The organism is Burkholderia sp. AU45251 (assembly GCF_030482905.1).
GTDB lineage: Bacteria > Pseudomonadota > Gammaproteobacteria > Burkholderiales > Burkholderiaceae > Burkholderia > Burkholderia aenigmatica.
In genome coordinates this window covers 1,358,476-1,371,960 of sequence record NZ_JAUJQH010000001.1, presented here as the reverse complement: position 1 = coordinate 1,371,960, position 13,485 = coordinate 1,358,476, and the positions used below count along the sequence as shown (strand labels likewise).

The following is a 13,485-nucleotide window of genomic DNA, read 5'->3' as shown; positions in this document are numbered from 1 at the left end:
AAACGCCACCCGAAGGTGGCGTTTTTTCGTCGTGCATCCTGCATCGCGCCGAGGCGCCGCCGTCACTCGCTGCCGAGATAGAAGAAGCGGAACAGGAACACGGCGGCGATGACCCACACGATCGGCTTGACCGTGCGGGCCTGGCCCGTCAGCAGCTTGAGGCCACCGTACGCGATGAAGCCGAACGCAACACCGTTTGCGATCGAGTACGTGAACGGCATCAGCAGCGCGGTCAGCGCGGCCGGCACGGCTTCCGTTGCGTCGTCCCACGGTACGTCGACCATCTCGCGCAGCATCAGGCACGACACGTACAGCAGTGCCGGTGCCGTGGCGTACGCCGGCACGACGCCGGCGAGCGGCGCGATGAACAGGCACGCGAGGAACAGCACCGCGACGGTGATCGCCGTCACGCCCGTGCGGCCGCCGGCCTGCACGCCCGATGCGCTTTCGATATACGCGGTGGTCGACGACGTGCCGAGCACCGAGCCCGCGACGATCGCCGTGCTGTCGGCGAGCAGCGCCTTGTTCAGGCGGTTCATCTTGCCTTCGACGAGCAGGCCCGCACGGTTCGCGACGCCCATCAGCGTGCCGGTCGCGTCGAACAGCTCGACGAGGAAGAACACGAGGATCACGTTGATGATGCCGGTCGACAGTGCGGCGCGGATGTCGAGCTTGAACAGCGTTGCGTCGATCGACGGCGGCGCGGAGAACACGCCGTGGAACTGGTTGTCGCCAAAGAAGAACGACAGGATCGTGACGCCGATGATGCCGATCAGGATCGCGCCACGCACGCGCAGGTGGTCGAGCGTGACGATCGTGAAGAAGCCGATGATCGCGAGGATCGTGTCGTGCTTGTGCAGGTCGCCCAGCGTGACGAGCGTGGCCGGGTTGCCGACGATCACGCCCGACGTCTTCAGCGAGATGATGCCGAGGAACAGGCCGATACCCGCGGTGATCGAGATCCGCAGCGATTTCGGAATGCCGTTGACGATCGCCTCGCGCACGCGGAACAGCGTGACGAGCAGGAACAGGCAGCCGGAGATGAACACCGCGCCGAGCGCGGCCTGCCACGTGAAGCCCATCCCCTTGACGACCGTATACGCGAAATACGCGTTCAGGCCCATGCCGGGCGCGCACGCGATCGGGTAGTTCGCGTACAGCCCCATGATGATCGACGCCAGCGCCGCGACGAGGCAGGTCGCGACGAACACGGATTCCTTCGGCATGCCGGCGTCGCCGAGGATCGCGGGGTTGACGAAGATGATGTAGGCCATCGTCAGGAATGTGGTGACGCCCGCGAGTATTTCGGTGCGGAAGTCGGTGCCGGCTTCAGCGAAGCCGAAATACCGCTTGATGGATTCCATGAAGGCGTTTCTCCGGTCGGGTTGTCGTGTTGCTTGTTGTGCCGAATTGTTGTAAAGGCAGCGCGCGGCCGGCTTACTGTACCCAGCCACTATTGCCCGGCTATCGGCGGATTGTAATAGCGCGGATAGCTCGGACGATATAGTTGGAGGGCACGATCGCACGATCGCTTGGCTGCCTGCGCGCGAACGGTCTGGCAGCCCGGCCGCGCGGCGAAGGCGCGCATTTTACCGGTTCGGGCGGAACGAACCGGAAGAAATGGCGGAAACGGGAGCGGGACACGCGAACGAGGCCGGCCGATGCGTGCGCAACGGCATGCAACACGGCACGCACGGCGGATCGCGCGCGGCGGTTGCGAGATGACATCCGACTGAAACGGAGCGCCCGCATGCTGCACGAATGCGTGGCGGGCGGCGCGTGCGCGCAAACGCACGTGCGCGGCCGGTGCGGATGCCCGGCAGCGGCGTGCAGCGGCCATTCGTCAGTCCAGGCGGTGGCAGATATCGGGCTATCGTGCGCCGAAGCCGTCCCGCCCGCAACTGTCATTTCGCGAAGCGGGGGCGACTGTGGTTTCTGTGTAAAAGATTGCAAGACCCCATCGCGTAAACCGGCAAGTCTTTCTAGGATAGATACACCGCGCATGCACACGCCGGCCGGTAATTGCCGACGCGGGGGAGTCGCAGTCCGTGCAGGCCGGGCGGTGAAGTGCGGTCAAGGCCGTTGCGCGTTCGGGCAGGCACGGCCGATTGCGATTGCCCGATGCGGGTTCGTCCGTAAATCACGGAGGTCAGCATGTTGAACTGGATCAGCCGTTGGGCGATGCGACACGCCCCCACGCCGGAAAAAACCGCTGCGTCGATGCTCGTGACGGCGCGCATGGAACTGTTCGCTGCCGAACAGCGCGTCATCGACGCGAAATTACAAGCGGATTACTGGCGCGCACGTGTGTCATTCCTCGAGGAGGTGCAGAAGCAGGGCATCGATCCGTGGGTGACCTCGCAGGCAGCGCAACGCCCCGACCTTGATTCCACTCCCCGAAGCACGGGCCCGCGTCTCGCCGCCAGCACCTGATGCACCTGTTGCATCCCGTCGCTGCGCACGGCGCGCGATCGCGCGCGGCACGCACCGGCGTGCCGCGTCATTCGATGCGCACCTGCGGCGCGTTACGCCGCAGGTGCGTCCGTTTCCGGTCGCGGCCGTTCCGCGACTCGCGCGCCTGACGGCGCGTCGCTCATCCGCTCCTTCTCCCTGCCCCAAAGAGCAAACGTTGCACCAGCGCGAGCGTGCGCCTGAAGCGCTCACTGCGCTGCACGAACGCGGTCGTGATCGTCGCTTCCGCCGACCGGTCGGCATCGGTGCCGAGCCAGATGCGCTCGCCGCGTGCGATGCGCAGCACGTCGCCGGGCTGTACCCAGCAATCGTCGACGTTCGGCGGGCGCGTGACCCACAGCGCCGCGCCATACACGCGGAGCTCCGCGTCCTGCGGCGCGCGCCACGTCAGCGTCGCGCGCGGCGCGATCGCGAAACGGATCACGACAGTCGGTAACGCGATCGTGCCGGCGCGGCGCCGATCGGGACGGTCAAACAGCGGGCTTGCCTGGTCCATCGTCTTCTCCATTCAGTGAGCCGGACGGATGACGCGCACCAGAACAAAAAGGCCTCATCCGTTTCCGGTGAGGCCTTGTGTGACATGCGGTACTGCTCGATTGCTAACGCACAAGCGCCTCCCGTGAACCCTTCGATCGAAGGTTCATCGAGCAATGAATCGCGACGGCGATTAGCGTGTACGTAGGCATGCGAACGAGTTTGTCTGCGTGGTGCGGTGTTGTCAACGACAATTTTCGGGACAGGCGAGCGCGATGCATCGACATACGCGCGCGGAATGTTGTGACGCCGCCGCGCACCCGTATGCAGTGCGCAGCAGCGCTGTCGTCAAGATCGACTTCGACATCGCTCGCGTAGCAAGCTGCGTATTCGTGCGAGCCCATGCGCGAGCCACGCGCCGCGTCTCGTCGCGTATGCGGTCGTGATCGATGCTTCGGCCGGACGGTCGTCGTCGGTGCTCATCCAGATACGATCACCGCGCTGCACGCGCAGCACGTCGCCGGTGCGTATCCAGTAATCGTCGACGCTGCCCAGCCGCGTGACCCACAGCGTCGCGTCGTGCACGCGGATCTCGGCGTCGTGTTGCGCGCGCCACGTCAGCGTCTTGCGCGGCGCGACCGTGAATTGCATCACGACCCGCGGCAATGCGATCGCATCGGTGCGGCACCGATCGGGGCAGACAACCAGCCGGCTTGCTTGGTCCATCGTCATCTCCATCCGTTGAGCCGGGCGGGATGACGCGCACCAAAACAAAAAGGCCTCATCCGTTTCCGGCGAGGCCTTGTGACATGCGCAACTGAATCTCGATGCTAACGCACAAGCGCCCCCGGTGATCGCCCCGTATGGGCGTTCACTCGGTTTTTATGCGCGATGGCGGCGGGCTTGAGCGTAGGCATGCGAACGAGTGTGTCGCGCCGGCGCAGCAATGTCAACGGAATTTTCGAGATACGTGGCGGTCACGCGTCGCGTTGCGCGAGCCCGTTCACGAGCAGCTCGGACAGCAGGCCCGTCATCCCTTCCGGGTGCGTGGCTGCACGTGCCTTCAGCTGTTCGACGAGTTCGGCGTTGAGCTTGCACGCGAACGGCACGAGGCCCTGTTCCTGGTCGAGCTTGCGCTGCGCGCGGCGGTCGAGCTTGGCTGCGTCGTCGGCACCCTTGCCGAAACGCGCGGAGCCTGACTGCTTCATCGCGTGCGTCAGCTTGAGCGCCTTGTTCTTTTCGAGATCGGTTTTCTTCATGGCCATCGCGGCACCTCCGGGAAATTGAAGCCGCGATTGTACGCATTTCGGCGGGCGCCGCCCGCCGAGCCGGTTGGAAATCCGCTCAGGCGCCCTTCGCCGTGCCCCAGTTGCCGCCGTGCGCGGCCGCCTGCGCGGCCGGCGAGCGGGCGAGGTAGGCGAGCGCCTGCTCGGTCGAGCCTTCGTGGTGCGGCGTATAGCTCGGCTTGAAATAGCGCAGCGCCGCACCGATCACCTTCCAGAACGACGGCAGGTGCCCACGCCGCGAGCCATGCCACCACGCGAGCACGAAACCCGGGTAGCGGCCGGCGTCCGGGTCGCGCCGGTACATGAACTTCGCGCCCGTCGTGATGTAGTAGAGCAGCAGCAGGATCACGAACGCCATATGCACGCAGCGCTCCGGATAGGTGCCGCCCATGTGCCGGTAGATGTCGAACGCGACCGTGCGGTGCTCGACTTCCTCCGCGCCGTGCCAGCGCAGCAGGTCGACCATCGTCGGGTCGGCTTTCCCTTCGTCGAGCCCGTGCGCGTTGAGCACCCAGTTGCCGAGATAGCCGAAGAAATGCTCGAGCGACGCGATCACCGCGAGCTGCTGCCGCAGCCAGAAGCGCGTGTGGCCGATCTTCAGCCCGAGCGGCTGTTCGCCGAGCACGCGCGTGAAGAGGCGATTGAGCTTCTGCGTGAACGGCTTCGTGTCGATCCCGTGCCGGTCGTAGTAGTGCTTGAGCACGCCGCCGTGCGAGCGCGAATGCACGGCTTCCTGCCGCAGGAAGCCTTCGGCCTCGTCGCGCAGGCGCGCATCGGTGATCAGCGGCAATGCCTTGTTGTACACGCGGCAGAACCACAGCTCGCCTTCCGGGAACAGCAGGTTCAGCGTGTTGATGATGTGCGTGCTGGCCGGGTCGTTCGGCACCCAGGTAATCGGCGTGTCGCTGAAGTCGAACTTCACGTGCCGGGCCTTGATCTTGTGATAGTCGGCGGTATCGGTCATCTTTGTCTCCCTGTGCGGCGTCATGCGCCGTCAATGCGATGCCATGCTGACGCGGGCGATCATCCGGCCGAGCCACGGCATGAAGCGGCCGACGAAGCGCATCGCGTGCGCCTCGCCGCCGACCGCGACGACGGGGCGGTTGCGCAGCACGCCGTCGACCATCGCCTGCGCGACAGTTTCGGGTTTCAGGCCGCGCATCTGGTACAGCTTCGTCGCGCGCTTGCGCAGCCGCGCTTCGTCCTGTGCATTGGTGCCCGCGTATTGCGTCGACGCCATGATTCCGGTTTCCGCGAAGCCTGGGCACACGGCCGTCACGCCGATGCCTTGTTCCGCGAGTTCCGCGCGCATGCATTCGCTGAGCATCAGCACGGCGGCCTTCGTCGTCGCATACGCGGGCAGGTCGCGCGACGGCCCGAACGCGGCGGCCGATGCGGTGTTGACGATGTGCCCGCCGGTGCCGCGCGCGGCCATCTGCTGCGCGAACAATCGCGAGCCGTGGATCACGCCCCACAGGTTCACGTGCAGGATGCGCTCCCAGTGCCGCGTGCTGGTGTCGAGGATGCCGCCGGCCATGCCGATGCCCGCGTTGTTGATCACGACGTCCGCGCCGCCGAGTTCGCTGCCGACCCACGTCGCGAGCGCTTCCATCTCGTCGGCGGACCCGACGTCGACGCGTTTCGAGTGCGCTTGGGCGCCGGTCAGCCCGATCAGCAGCGCGGTGCGCTCGGCGCTCGCGAGATCGATGTCGCACGCGACGATCGTCGCGCCTTCGCGGGCGAACGCGAGCGCCGCGCAGCGGCCGATGCCGCTGCCCGCGCCGGTCACCACCGCGACCTTGCCGCTAAAGCGGCCGCTGGTTGCACGGCGGCGCGCGTTCGCGAGCGCGGGCGGTTCGTTGCCCGCTTCGACCGCGTCGATCAGTTGCCCGGCGAGATCCGCGAAGCGCGCCGGATCGGCGAGCGGCAGCCAGTGGCCGGCCGCGACTTCGCGACGGTAGTACTGCGGCACCCAGCGCGACAGGTTCTCGGACAGCGCGGGGCTCACGTATTTGTCGCCGAGCGGCACGATCGTCTGCACCGGCGCATGCGCGTAGCGTTCGCGCGGCGCGAACAGGCAGCGGATGAAGTTTGCGCGATAGAGGCGTACGCCGCGCGCGCCGTCGTCGGCCTGCGTCGGGCGCGGCGCGGCCGGCGTCTTCTCGAGCCGGCGCAGCAGGCGCGGCCACGCGCGGCCGAGCCACAGCCGCCAGCCGAGTTCGGGGATGAACGGCAGGTGGAACAGGTACACGTACCACGACCGCACGAGCTGGCCGCCGAGCTTGGCGAGCGACGCGGGCGTCGGGCGCAGCACGCGTTCGCGCAGCCAGAAGCCGACGTGGTCGAGGCACGGCCCCGAGCATGACGTGTACGACGCGATGCGGCCGGCGAGGCGCGGATCGGTGACGAATTCCCAGCCCTGGATCGAGCCCCAGTCGTGCGCGATCAGGTGCACGGCGCGGCCGGGGCAGAGCGCGTCGATAACCGCGACGAAGTCGTCGGTCAGCTTCGCGAGGTGGTAGTCGGCCGTGCGCTTCGGCACGCCGGACAGGCCCGCGCCGCGCACGTCGTACGCGATCACGAAGTGCTTGCGCGCGAGCAGCGGCGCGACGTGCTGCCAGACGCTGCTGTCGTCGGGATAGCCGTGCACGAGCACGACCGGCGAGCGGGCCGGGTCGCCCCAAGTCTTGATCGCGAGCGTCAGGTCGCCGGAGGCGACCGCCGTTTCGCTATGAACCGATTCGAACAGGGCCAGCGGCGCTTCGTCGGAAAGAGGCTGCATCGTGAGTCCGTCGTTCAGGGAGTCGGGAGGAAGGGCGCGTGCGTGTCAGGCGGCGGCCGGCACGGTCGCGACGGTCTGCGTACGCTCGGCCTGGCGGCGCTGCCAGCGACGCACGTGCGGCAGGTCGTCGTCGAGCCAGTACGCGTCGTCTTCGGTGATGACCAGCAGCTCTTCGAATTTCGCGCCGACGCCAGAGAAGCCGAGATGCGGCTCGACCGCCCACAGGCCCGGCACCGGTGCATGCTCGGAGCGGCGGTCGATCGACCACAGCGGCGACCAGCCTTGCTGTTTTGCCGCGCGGCCCTGGTCGAGCAGCAGATTGCGCGTCGCGTTCAGCCCGAAGCGCGCGACGAAGCGCGGCTTCGACAGCTTGTGGATCTTCGCGACGCGATGCGCGAGCACCTTGAACGGATAGGCCTTGTGGCGCGGCTCGACGCCCTGGCGGCGGCACAGCGCGTCGACTTCCTGCGCGACTTCGGCCATCGACCGGCGCTCCTTCACGAGCCGCACGATCATGTCGCGATGGTCCATCAGGTCGTCCTGCAGCTGTTCGAGGATCGGGTTGTGGCCGAGGCAGTGCGCGTAGCCGACGTCGGCGACGATGCCGTCGAGCACCGGCGCGACGTCGAGGATCACCGGCATGTCGGTTTCGAGCTGGCGGTTGCTCGGGAAGAATGCGAGATTGAAGCCGCCCATGTGCTTGAGTCCCGAGAAGCCCTCGAACGCGGTGCGGTCGCCAAACCACGCGAACGGCTTGTGCAGCCAGTCGTGCACGCCGTTGTCCTGCAGCCATTCGGTCAGCAGGCGCGCGGCTTCCTTTTCGGTGATGCCGGGGTAGAGCATCGCGCCGACGGTTTCGACGCAGCGGTAGGCCAGCTGCTGGACCGCGCGGAATTGCGGCAGCTCGTCGAGGTGGACTTCCGGCAGCGGGTGGTGGTCGGCCATGGCGCGTCTCCGTTTGGGGCGCTGATCCGGAACGCGCCCGTCGGCGTCACCGTCGCGGGTTATTCAGTCAGCATTTAATGTGTCATTGAGCGATGTAATGATCATAGACGGTTCCGCGCCGACGGACGTGAGGATTTGTCCTAATGGATCGGGGAAATGGAGGGGAAGCTCTAGAGGCGGGATGGGCGAGGTCGGCGTGGTGGCACACGTCATTCGCCGATGATACTTGTCGATAATTGGGCCGTAGTGAAATGATTTCGTAAGAATGGTCCGTGCCCGCACCGCGGTGCTTTAACTGCTCAACGACAACCGATTCAGGAAATGGGATCCGGCATGACTCATCCAATTTTTGACTTGCTGACGAGGCTGGATGGTGCACATCTGGCTTATGCACTCAGTCGGCATCGACCAGACGCCATTCTCGTGTCCGTGACGGTCGTCGGACAGCGTATCGAGATCGACGTGTTCGATGACGGGCACATGGAAGTGTCCCGGTTCGTGGGTAACGAGGACATTGAAGGCGGCGCCGAACTGATCGATTCCATTCTGGCGGCAGCGGGTTAGGGCGGCGATCGACGTACGCAAGGCTGTACACGGGACGATCCGATGGCCGCTGCGCGCGCTTACCCCTCCCGCTTCCCCCCCAACCGTTCCAGCAACGTCCCCAGCAGATCGATCGGCAGCGGAAACACGATCGTCGAGTTCTTGTCCGCCGCGATCGTCGTCAGCGTCTGCAGGTAGCGCAGCTGCATCGCCTGCGGCTGCAGCGCGAGCCGTTGCGCGGCCTGCAGCAGCTTCTCGGACGCCTGCAATTCACCTTCCGCATGGATCACCTTCGCACGCCGCTCGCGCTCGGCCTCGGCCTGCCGCGCGATCGCGCGGATCATCGTCTCGTTCAGGTCGACGTGCTTGATCTCGACCGTCGACACCTTGATCCCCCACGCATCGGTCTGCGCGTCGAGCGTCTTCTGGATGTCGGCGTTCAGCTGCTCGCGCTCGGCGAGCAGCGCGTCGAGCTCGTGCTTGCCGAGTACCGCGCGCAGCGTCGTCTGCGCGAGCTGGCTCGTCGCCTCGAAGAAGCGCGCGACCTGGATCACGGCCTTCTCCGGATCGACCACCCGGAAATACACGACCGCATTGACCTTCACCGACACGTTGTCGCGCGTGATCACGTCCTGCGCGGGCACGTCGAACACGACGGTGCGCAGGTCGATCCGCACGACCTGCTGGACGATCGGGATGATCAGCACGAGCCCCGGCCCCTTCACCTTCCAGAAGCGGCCGAGCATGAACACGACACCGCGCTCGTACTCGCGGAAGATACGGATCGACGACGCGACGAGCACGACGACGAAGACGATCAGGACGCTGCTGAAGCCGAACGTGTAACCGATCATGAAGGTTCTCCTTGGTGTTGTTCTTGCGCCGGCACGTCGTAGAGCGGGGCAACGGTGAGCAGCAGCCCGTGACGGCCGGTGACGCGCACGCGGCAGCCCGCGGCGAGCGGCGCACTGCTGGCCACGCGCCAGCGCTCGCCGCGCACGCGCGCCCAGCCGGCGGCGGACGGCGCGGCGCCAGCCGCACCGTGCGGCTGGTCGGCCAGCAGGCCGTCGTCGAGCACTTCGCCGATGCTGCCGACCATCGCCTCGGCACCCGTCACGACCGGGCGGCGCCGCGCGCGCAGCGCGACGCTCGATACGCCCGCGACGAGCAGCCCGCCGCCGAGCGCGAGGCTCGCGATCACGGGCCACGGAATCCCGTAGCCGGGCACGTCGGTGTCGATCAGCATCAGCGCGCCGATCGTGAACGACACGATCCCGCCGAACCCGAGCACGCCGAAGGTCGGCAGGAACGCCTCGGCGACCAGGCAGCCGAGACCGAGCAGCACGAGGCCGAGGCCCGCATAGCTGATCGGCAGCAACTGCATCGCGAACAGCCCGATCAGCAGGCAGATCGTGCCGACGACGCCCGGCAGCACGAAGCCGGGGTTCGCGAATTCGAAGAAGAGGCCGTAGATGCCGATCGTCAAGAGGATCAGCGCGACGTTCGGGTCGGCGATGATCGCCAGGAAGCGGCTGCGCCAGTCGGGCTGGAGCACGACGAGCGGCGCATGCGCGGTCGCGAGCCGCGCCGTGCCGGCGGTGGTCGTCGCGGTGTGGCCGTCGAGCTGGCGAGCGAGGTCGGCCGGATCCTGCGCGATCAGGTCGACCACATGTTGCGCGCGCGCCTCGTTTGCCGACAGGCTCACGGCCTCGCGCACCGCGCGCTCGGCCCATTCGGCATTGCGCCCGCGCAGCTGCGCGAGGCCACGGATATACGCGGAGGCGTCCTGCATCGCCTTGCGGATCTCGGTCGATTGCGTGTCGCTCGGCAGCGCGGCCTGCGTGGCGGCCTCGGACGCACCTGATGTCCCTGACGCCCCCGGGGTGCCGCCCGGCGCCCGCGGTGCGGCGGGGTTCCCGCCCGGCGGCGCAGCGCCGCCGATCCCGAACTGCACGGGCGACGCCGCGCCGAGATTGGTGCCGGGCGCCATCGCCGCGAAGTGGCTCGCATAGACGATGTAGGTGCCCGCGCTCGCGGCCCGCGCGCCGCCCGGCGCGACGAACGCGGCGACCGGTACTGGCGAGCCGAGGATGGCCTTGATGATTTGCCGCATCGACGTGTCGAGGCCGCCGGGCGTGTCGAGTTGCAGGATCGCGAGCGGCGCGTGCTGGCGTGCCGCGCGGTCGAGCGAGCGCACGATGAAATCGGCGCTGGCCGGGCCAATCGCGCCGTTGATCGGGATCACGACGACCGGGCGGGCCGCGGCGGGTGCTTCGGCGGGCGGCGGCGCGGCGACCGCGGCGCACACGACGAGCAGCGCCGCGAACAGCGCGGCGCGCGCGACCCGCGCAGACAGCGGGTGACGAGGGTGGCCGCCGGGCGTGGCAGGCGCCGGCGATGGCCCGTGACGGAGAAAGTGCATCGCGACGTCCGGGCGGCGCGCGGCCGCGTGCCGTCCGGCTGGCGGAAAGGGCCTGGGCCCGATGCTTAAAGATTAGGCGGTTTCGGCAGAAAGCGCGAAGCGACGGCCGTGCCGGCCGGTTTCAGCCCGCGCCGCCGCCCCGTGCGAGCACTTCGTCGCGATAGTCGGCCGGGCTGCGCCCGCTCCATTTGCGGAACGCGCGGTAGAACGCGCTCGGTTCCGCGAAACCGGTCGCGGCCGCGACGTCGGCGATCGTGCGCGCGGGGTCGGCCAGCGCCTCGAACGCGAGATCGCGCCGCAGCGTGTCCTTGATCGACTGGTACGCGTGGCCTTCCTGGTGCAGCTTGCGGCGCAGCGTGGCCTCGGCCACGTGCAGCCGCGCGGCCATTCCGCCCGCGCCGGGCCACGCGGCCGGCGGCATCCCGCGCAGCACCGCGCGCACGCGCTGCGCGAGCGCGTTCGGGTTGCGGTACTTGACGATGAAGCTGGCCGGCGCGTTGCGCAGGAACGTCTTCAGCGTCTTCGCGTTCTGCACGACCGGCAGCGTCGCGAATTCGGGATCGAAATCGACATACGAATCGGGTTCGTTGAATCGCATGTCGTCGCAGAACATCGACGGGTATTCGTGATCGGCGGGCGGCGTGTCGCAGCGGAAGCTCGCGTGCAGCAGCGGGATGCGCCGCCCGATCAGCCAGCAGGTGAGCCCGTAGACGATGATGAAATAGGTCGCGTACGTGAACATCGCGGGCGTCGCGCCGTTGTTGCGGTGCACGAAGCGCAGCCGCACGCGCTGCGGGTTCGCGTCGAGCTCCGCGTGCAGGTCGTCGAGCACGCAGTGCAAGAAATTCACCGCGCGCGCCATCGCGTGCAGCCCGTCGCGGGCGGACAGCGCCGCCTGGCTCATCGCGATGAAGCTGCCGCTGCGCATCGGGTGGCGATCCTGCCCGAAAAACTCGTCGTCCATCGTGCGCGCGATCGCGTTCCACAGCGCGCCATATTGCTGCGCGGATACCCGTGCGCGCGGCTGCCCGAGCAGCGCGGGCGTAATGCCGGCCTGCTCGAGCAGCGGCTCGGCCGCGACGCCGCGCCGGGTCGCGAGCGCGACACTGTAAGCGACGAGGCTGATCGCGACGGTTCCCTTGTCTTCCTGCTTCATCCGTGCCGCCGGTGTGGCAAAAACGCTCAGTGTAAATGAGCGACGCGAGCATCGAACAGTCGCGCCTGCTTGCCTACACTTGTTGCATCGAAACGCAAGGACGGTCGCGCCCGGCGGCCGCGGGAGACAGCAGCACCATGGACGAGCTTTACACCGAAGACCAGCGGATGATCCGCGATGCCGCACGCGCGTTTTCTACCGAGATGCTGGCACCGAACGCGGCGCAATGGGACCACGATGCGCACCTGCCCGACGCGATCGTCGCGCAGCTCGGCGAACTCGGCCTGCTCGGGATGATCGTGCCGCAGGAGCTGGGCGGCTCGTATACGGACTACGTGGCCTACGCACTGGCGATGGAAGAGGTCGCCGCCGGCGACGCCGCGTGCGCGACGATGATGAGCGTGCACAACTCGGTCGGCTGCGGGCCGATCCTCGGCTTCGGCACGCCGGCCCAGAAGGATCGCTGGCTGGCCGACATGGCGGCGGGCCGCGTGATCGGCGCGTTCTGCCTGACCGAGCCGCACGCCGGCTCCGAGGCAAACAACCTGCGCACGCGTGCGGAACTGCGCGACGGCAAATGGGTGCTGAACGGCGCGAAGCAGTTCGTGACCAACGGCCAGCGTGCGGGTGTCGCGATCGTTTTTGCCATGACCGACCCGGAAGCCGGCAAGCGCGGCATTTCCGCGTTCCTGGTGCCGACCGATACGCCGGGCTTCATCGTCGGCAAACCCGAGAAGAAGATGGGCATCCGTGCGTCGGATACCTGCCCGATCACGTTCGAGAATTGCGCGATTCCGGAAGAGAACCTGCTCGGCAATCGCGGCGAAGGGCTGAAGATCGCGCTGTCGAACCTCGAAGGCGGCCGCATCGGCATCGCCGCGCAGGCACTCGGCATCGCGCGCGCCGCGTTCGACAAGGCGCGCCGCTATGCGGGCGAGCGCGTGCAGTTCGGCAAGCCGATCGCCGAACACCAGGCGATCCAGCAGAAGCTCGCCGACATGGCTGTGCAGATCAACGCCGCGCGCCTGCTCGTGCATCACGCGGCGAAGCTGCGCACGGCCGGGCTGCCGTGCCTGTCGGAAGCGTCGCAGGCCAAGCTGTTCGCGTCGGAGATGGCCGAGCGCGTGTGTTCGGACGCGATCCAGATCCACGGCGGCTACGGTTATCTGGTCGATTACGAAGTCGAGCGGCACTATCGCGACGCGCGCATCACGCAGATTTACGAAGGCACCAGCGAAGTGCAGCGGATGGTGATCGCGCGGCAGCTTTGAGCCGCGACGGTTGCCCCGGCGACAACATTGCGCAGGGCACGAGGGCAGCGCGGCGAACGCGGCACGCAACGACGTGACCGTGCGCCGCAACAGAGGCAACCGGGCATGGGCTGCAGCGCGTGCCCGGTTCGACG

Annotated in this window: 13 protein-coding genes; 3 read left to right on the top strand and 10 right to left on the bottom strand. The window is 67.5% G+C overall.

The genetic code is table 11. The features are described 5' to 3' along the window. Positions 1 to 62: 62 nt before the first annotated feature. On the bottom strand, positions 63 to 1,364 hold the full coding sequence (locus tag QZM67_RS06065; RefSeq protein ID WP_175021313.1) for an NCS2 family permease: 1,302 nt from the start codon (positions 1,362 to 1,364) through the stop codon (positions 63 to 65). A 790-nt stretch (positions 1,365 to 2,154) separates the two neighbouring features. On the opposite strand from QZM67_RS06065, the gene QZM67_RS06060 reads away from it, so the two are divergent. After that, positions 2,155 to 2,433 (top strand): hypothetical protein, encoded by a 279-nt coding sequence (locus tag QZM67_RS06060; RefSeq protein WP_096501652.1) that lies wholly within the window; start codon positions 2,155 to 2,157, stop codon positions 2,431 to 2,433. Between the two features lie 160 nt (positions 2,434 to 2,593). Here QZM67_RS06060 and QZM67_RS06055 read toward each other — a convergent pair whose 3' ends face one another. The 6 genes from QZM67_RS06055 to QZM67_RS06030 all read right to left on the bottom strand — a co-directional run bounded on the left by QZM67_RS06055 (position 2,594) and on the right by QZM67_RS06030 (position 7,959). Further along, the gene (locus QZM67_RS06055; RefSeq protein ID WP_301801249.1) at positions 2,594 to 2,968 is read right to left on the bottom strand and encodes a DUF2917 domain-containing protein; all 375 of its coding nucleotides are present in this window, start codon (positions 2,966 to 2,968) and stop codon (positions 2,594 to 2,596) included. 326 nt (positions 2,969 to 3,294) lie between these two features. After that, positions 3,295 to 3,672 carry a DUF2917 domain-containing protein gene (locus QZM67_RS06050; protein ID WP_301801248.1) on the bottom strand — a complete coding sequence of 126 codons (378 nt, stop codon included), beginning with the start codon at positions 3,670 to 3,672 and terminating at the stop codon, positions 3,295 to 3,297. Between the two features lie 251 nt (positions 3,673 to 3,923). Further along, complete coding sequence (locus tag QZM67_RS06045; protein WP_043180204.1) at positions 3,924 to 4,211, bottom strand: hypothetical protein; 288 nt, start codon at positions 4,209 to 4,211, stop codon at positions 3,924 to 3,926. A 79-nt stretch (positions 4,212 to 4,290) separates the two neighbouring features. After that, positions 4,291 to 5,196, bottom strand: a complete 906-nt coding sequence (locus tag QZM67_RS06040; protein ID WP_043180201.1) for a metal-dependent hydrolase — start codon at positions 5,194 to 5,196, stop codon at positions 4,291 to 4,293. Between the two features lie 30 nt (positions 5,197 to 5,226). After that, positions 5,227 to 7,014, bottom strand: a complete 1,788-nt coding sequence (locus tag QZM67_RS06035) for an SDR family oxidoreductase (RefSeq protein ID WP_301801247.1) — start codon at positions 7,012 to 7,014, stop codon at positions 5,227 to 5,229. A 45-nt stretch (positions 7,015 to 7,059) separates the two neighbouring features. Beyond that, complete coding sequence (locus QZM67_RS06030) at positions 7,060 to 7,959, bottom strand: M24 family metallopeptidase (protein WP_301801246.1); 900 nt, start codon at positions 7,957 to 7,959, stop codon at positions 7,060 to 7,062. A 333-nt stretch (positions 7,960 to 8,292) separates the two neighbouring features. Between QZM67_RS06030 and QZM67_RS06025 the strand changes: the two genes are divergently transcribed. Beyond that, a complete protein-coding gene (locus tag QZM67_RS06025) occupies positions 8,293 to 8,523 on the top strand; it encodes a hypothetical protein (RefSeq protein ID WP_235995796.1) in 231 nt (76 codons plus the stop codon). A gap of 59 nt (positions 8,524 to 8,582) precedes the next feature. On the opposite strand, the gene QZM67_RS06020 is transcribed toward QZM67_RS06025, so the two are convergent. From QZM67_RS06020 to QZM67_RS06010, 3 genes are all read right to left on the bottom strand, one after another. Then, a complete protein-coding gene (locus QZM67_RS06020; RefSeq protein WP_175021318.1) occupies positions 8,583 to 9,356 on the bottom strand; it encodes a slipin family protein in 774 nt (257 codons plus the stop codon). Beyond that, on the bottom strand, positions 9,353 to 10,924 hold the full coding sequence (locus QZM67_RS06015; protein WP_301801245.1) for a nodulation protein NfeD: 1,572 nt from the start codon (positions 10,922 to 10,924) through the stop codon (positions 9,353 to 9,355). The genes QZM67_RS06020 and QZM67_RS06015 overlap by 4 nt, the downstream gene beginning before the upstream one ends. Positions 10,925 to 11,045: 121 nt before the next feature. Next, positions 11,046 to 12,080, bottom strand: a complete 1,035-nt coding sequence (locus QZM67_RS06010; RefSeq protein ID WP_175022076.1) for an AraC family transcriptional regulator — start codon at positions 12,078 to 12,080, stop codon at positions 11,046 to 11,048. 137 nt (positions 12,081 to 12,217) lie between these two features. On the opposite strand from QZM67_RS06010, the gene QZM67_RS06005 reads away from it, so the two are divergent. Continuing rightward, on the top strand, positions 12,218 to 13,351 hold the full coding sequence (locus tag QZM67_RS06005) for an acyl-CoA dehydrogenase family protein (RefSeq protein ID WP_175022077.1): 1,134 nt from the start codon (positions 12,218 to 12,220) through the stop codon (positions 13,349 to 13,351). Positions 13,352 to 13,485 lie beyond the last annotated feature (134 nt).

Bases quoted from the DNA above. Each gene is read 5' to 3' on its own strand.
- QZM67_RS06065 (WP_175021313.1), bottom strand. From the start codon at position 1,364: ATGGAATCCATCAAGCGGTATTTCGGCTTCGCTGAAGCCGGCACCGAC.
- QZM67_RS06005 (WP_175022077.1), top strand. From the start codon at position 12,218: ATGGACGAGCTTTACACCGAAGACCAGCGGATGATCCGCGATGCCGCA.
- QZM67_RS06025 (WP_235995796.1), top strand. From the start codon at position 8,293: ATGACTCATCCAATTTTTGACTTGCTGACGAGGCTGGATGGTGCACAT.
- QZM67_RS06015 (WP_301801245.1), bottom strand. From the start codon at position 10,924: ATGCACTTTCTCCGTCACGGGCCATCGCCGGCGCCTGCCACGCCCGGC.
- QZM67_RS06060 (WP_096501652.1), top strand. From the start codon at position 2,155: ATGTTGAACTGGATCAGCCGTTGGGCGATGCGACACGCCCCCACGCCG.
- QZM67_RS06030 (WP_301801246.1), bottom strand. From the start codon at position 7,959: ATGGCCGACCACCACCCGCTGCCGGAAGTCCACCTCGACGAGCTGCCG.
- QZM67_RS06035 (WP_301801247.1), bottom strand. From the start codon at position 7,014: ATGCAGCCTCTTTCCGACGAAGCGCCGCTGGCCCTGTTCGAATCGGTT.
- QZM67_RS06055 (WP_301801249.1), bottom strand. From the start codon at position 2,968: ATGGACCAGGCAAGCCCGCTGTTTGACCGTCCCGATCGGCGCCGCGCC.
- QZM67_RS06020 (WP_175021318.1), bottom strand. From the start codon at position 9,356: ATGATCGGTTACACGTTCGGCTTCAGCAGCGTCCTGATCGTCTTCGTC.
- QZM67_RS06045 (WP_043180204.1), bottom strand. From the start codon at position 4,211: ATGGCCATGAAGAAAACCGATCTCGAAAAGAACAAGGCGCTCAAGCTG.
- QZM67_RS06040 (WP_043180201.1), bottom strand. From the start codon at position 5,196: ATGACCGATACCGCCGACTATCACAAGATCAAGGCCCGGCACGTGAAG.
- QZM67_RS06050 (WP_301801248.1), bottom strand. From the start codon at position 3,672: ATGGACCAAGCAAGCCGGCTGGTTGTCTGCCCCGATCGGTGCCGCACC.
- QZM67_RS06010 (WP_175022076.1), bottom strand. From the start codon at position 12,080: ATGAAGCAGGAAGACAAGGGAACCGTCGCGATCAGCCTCGTCGCTTAC.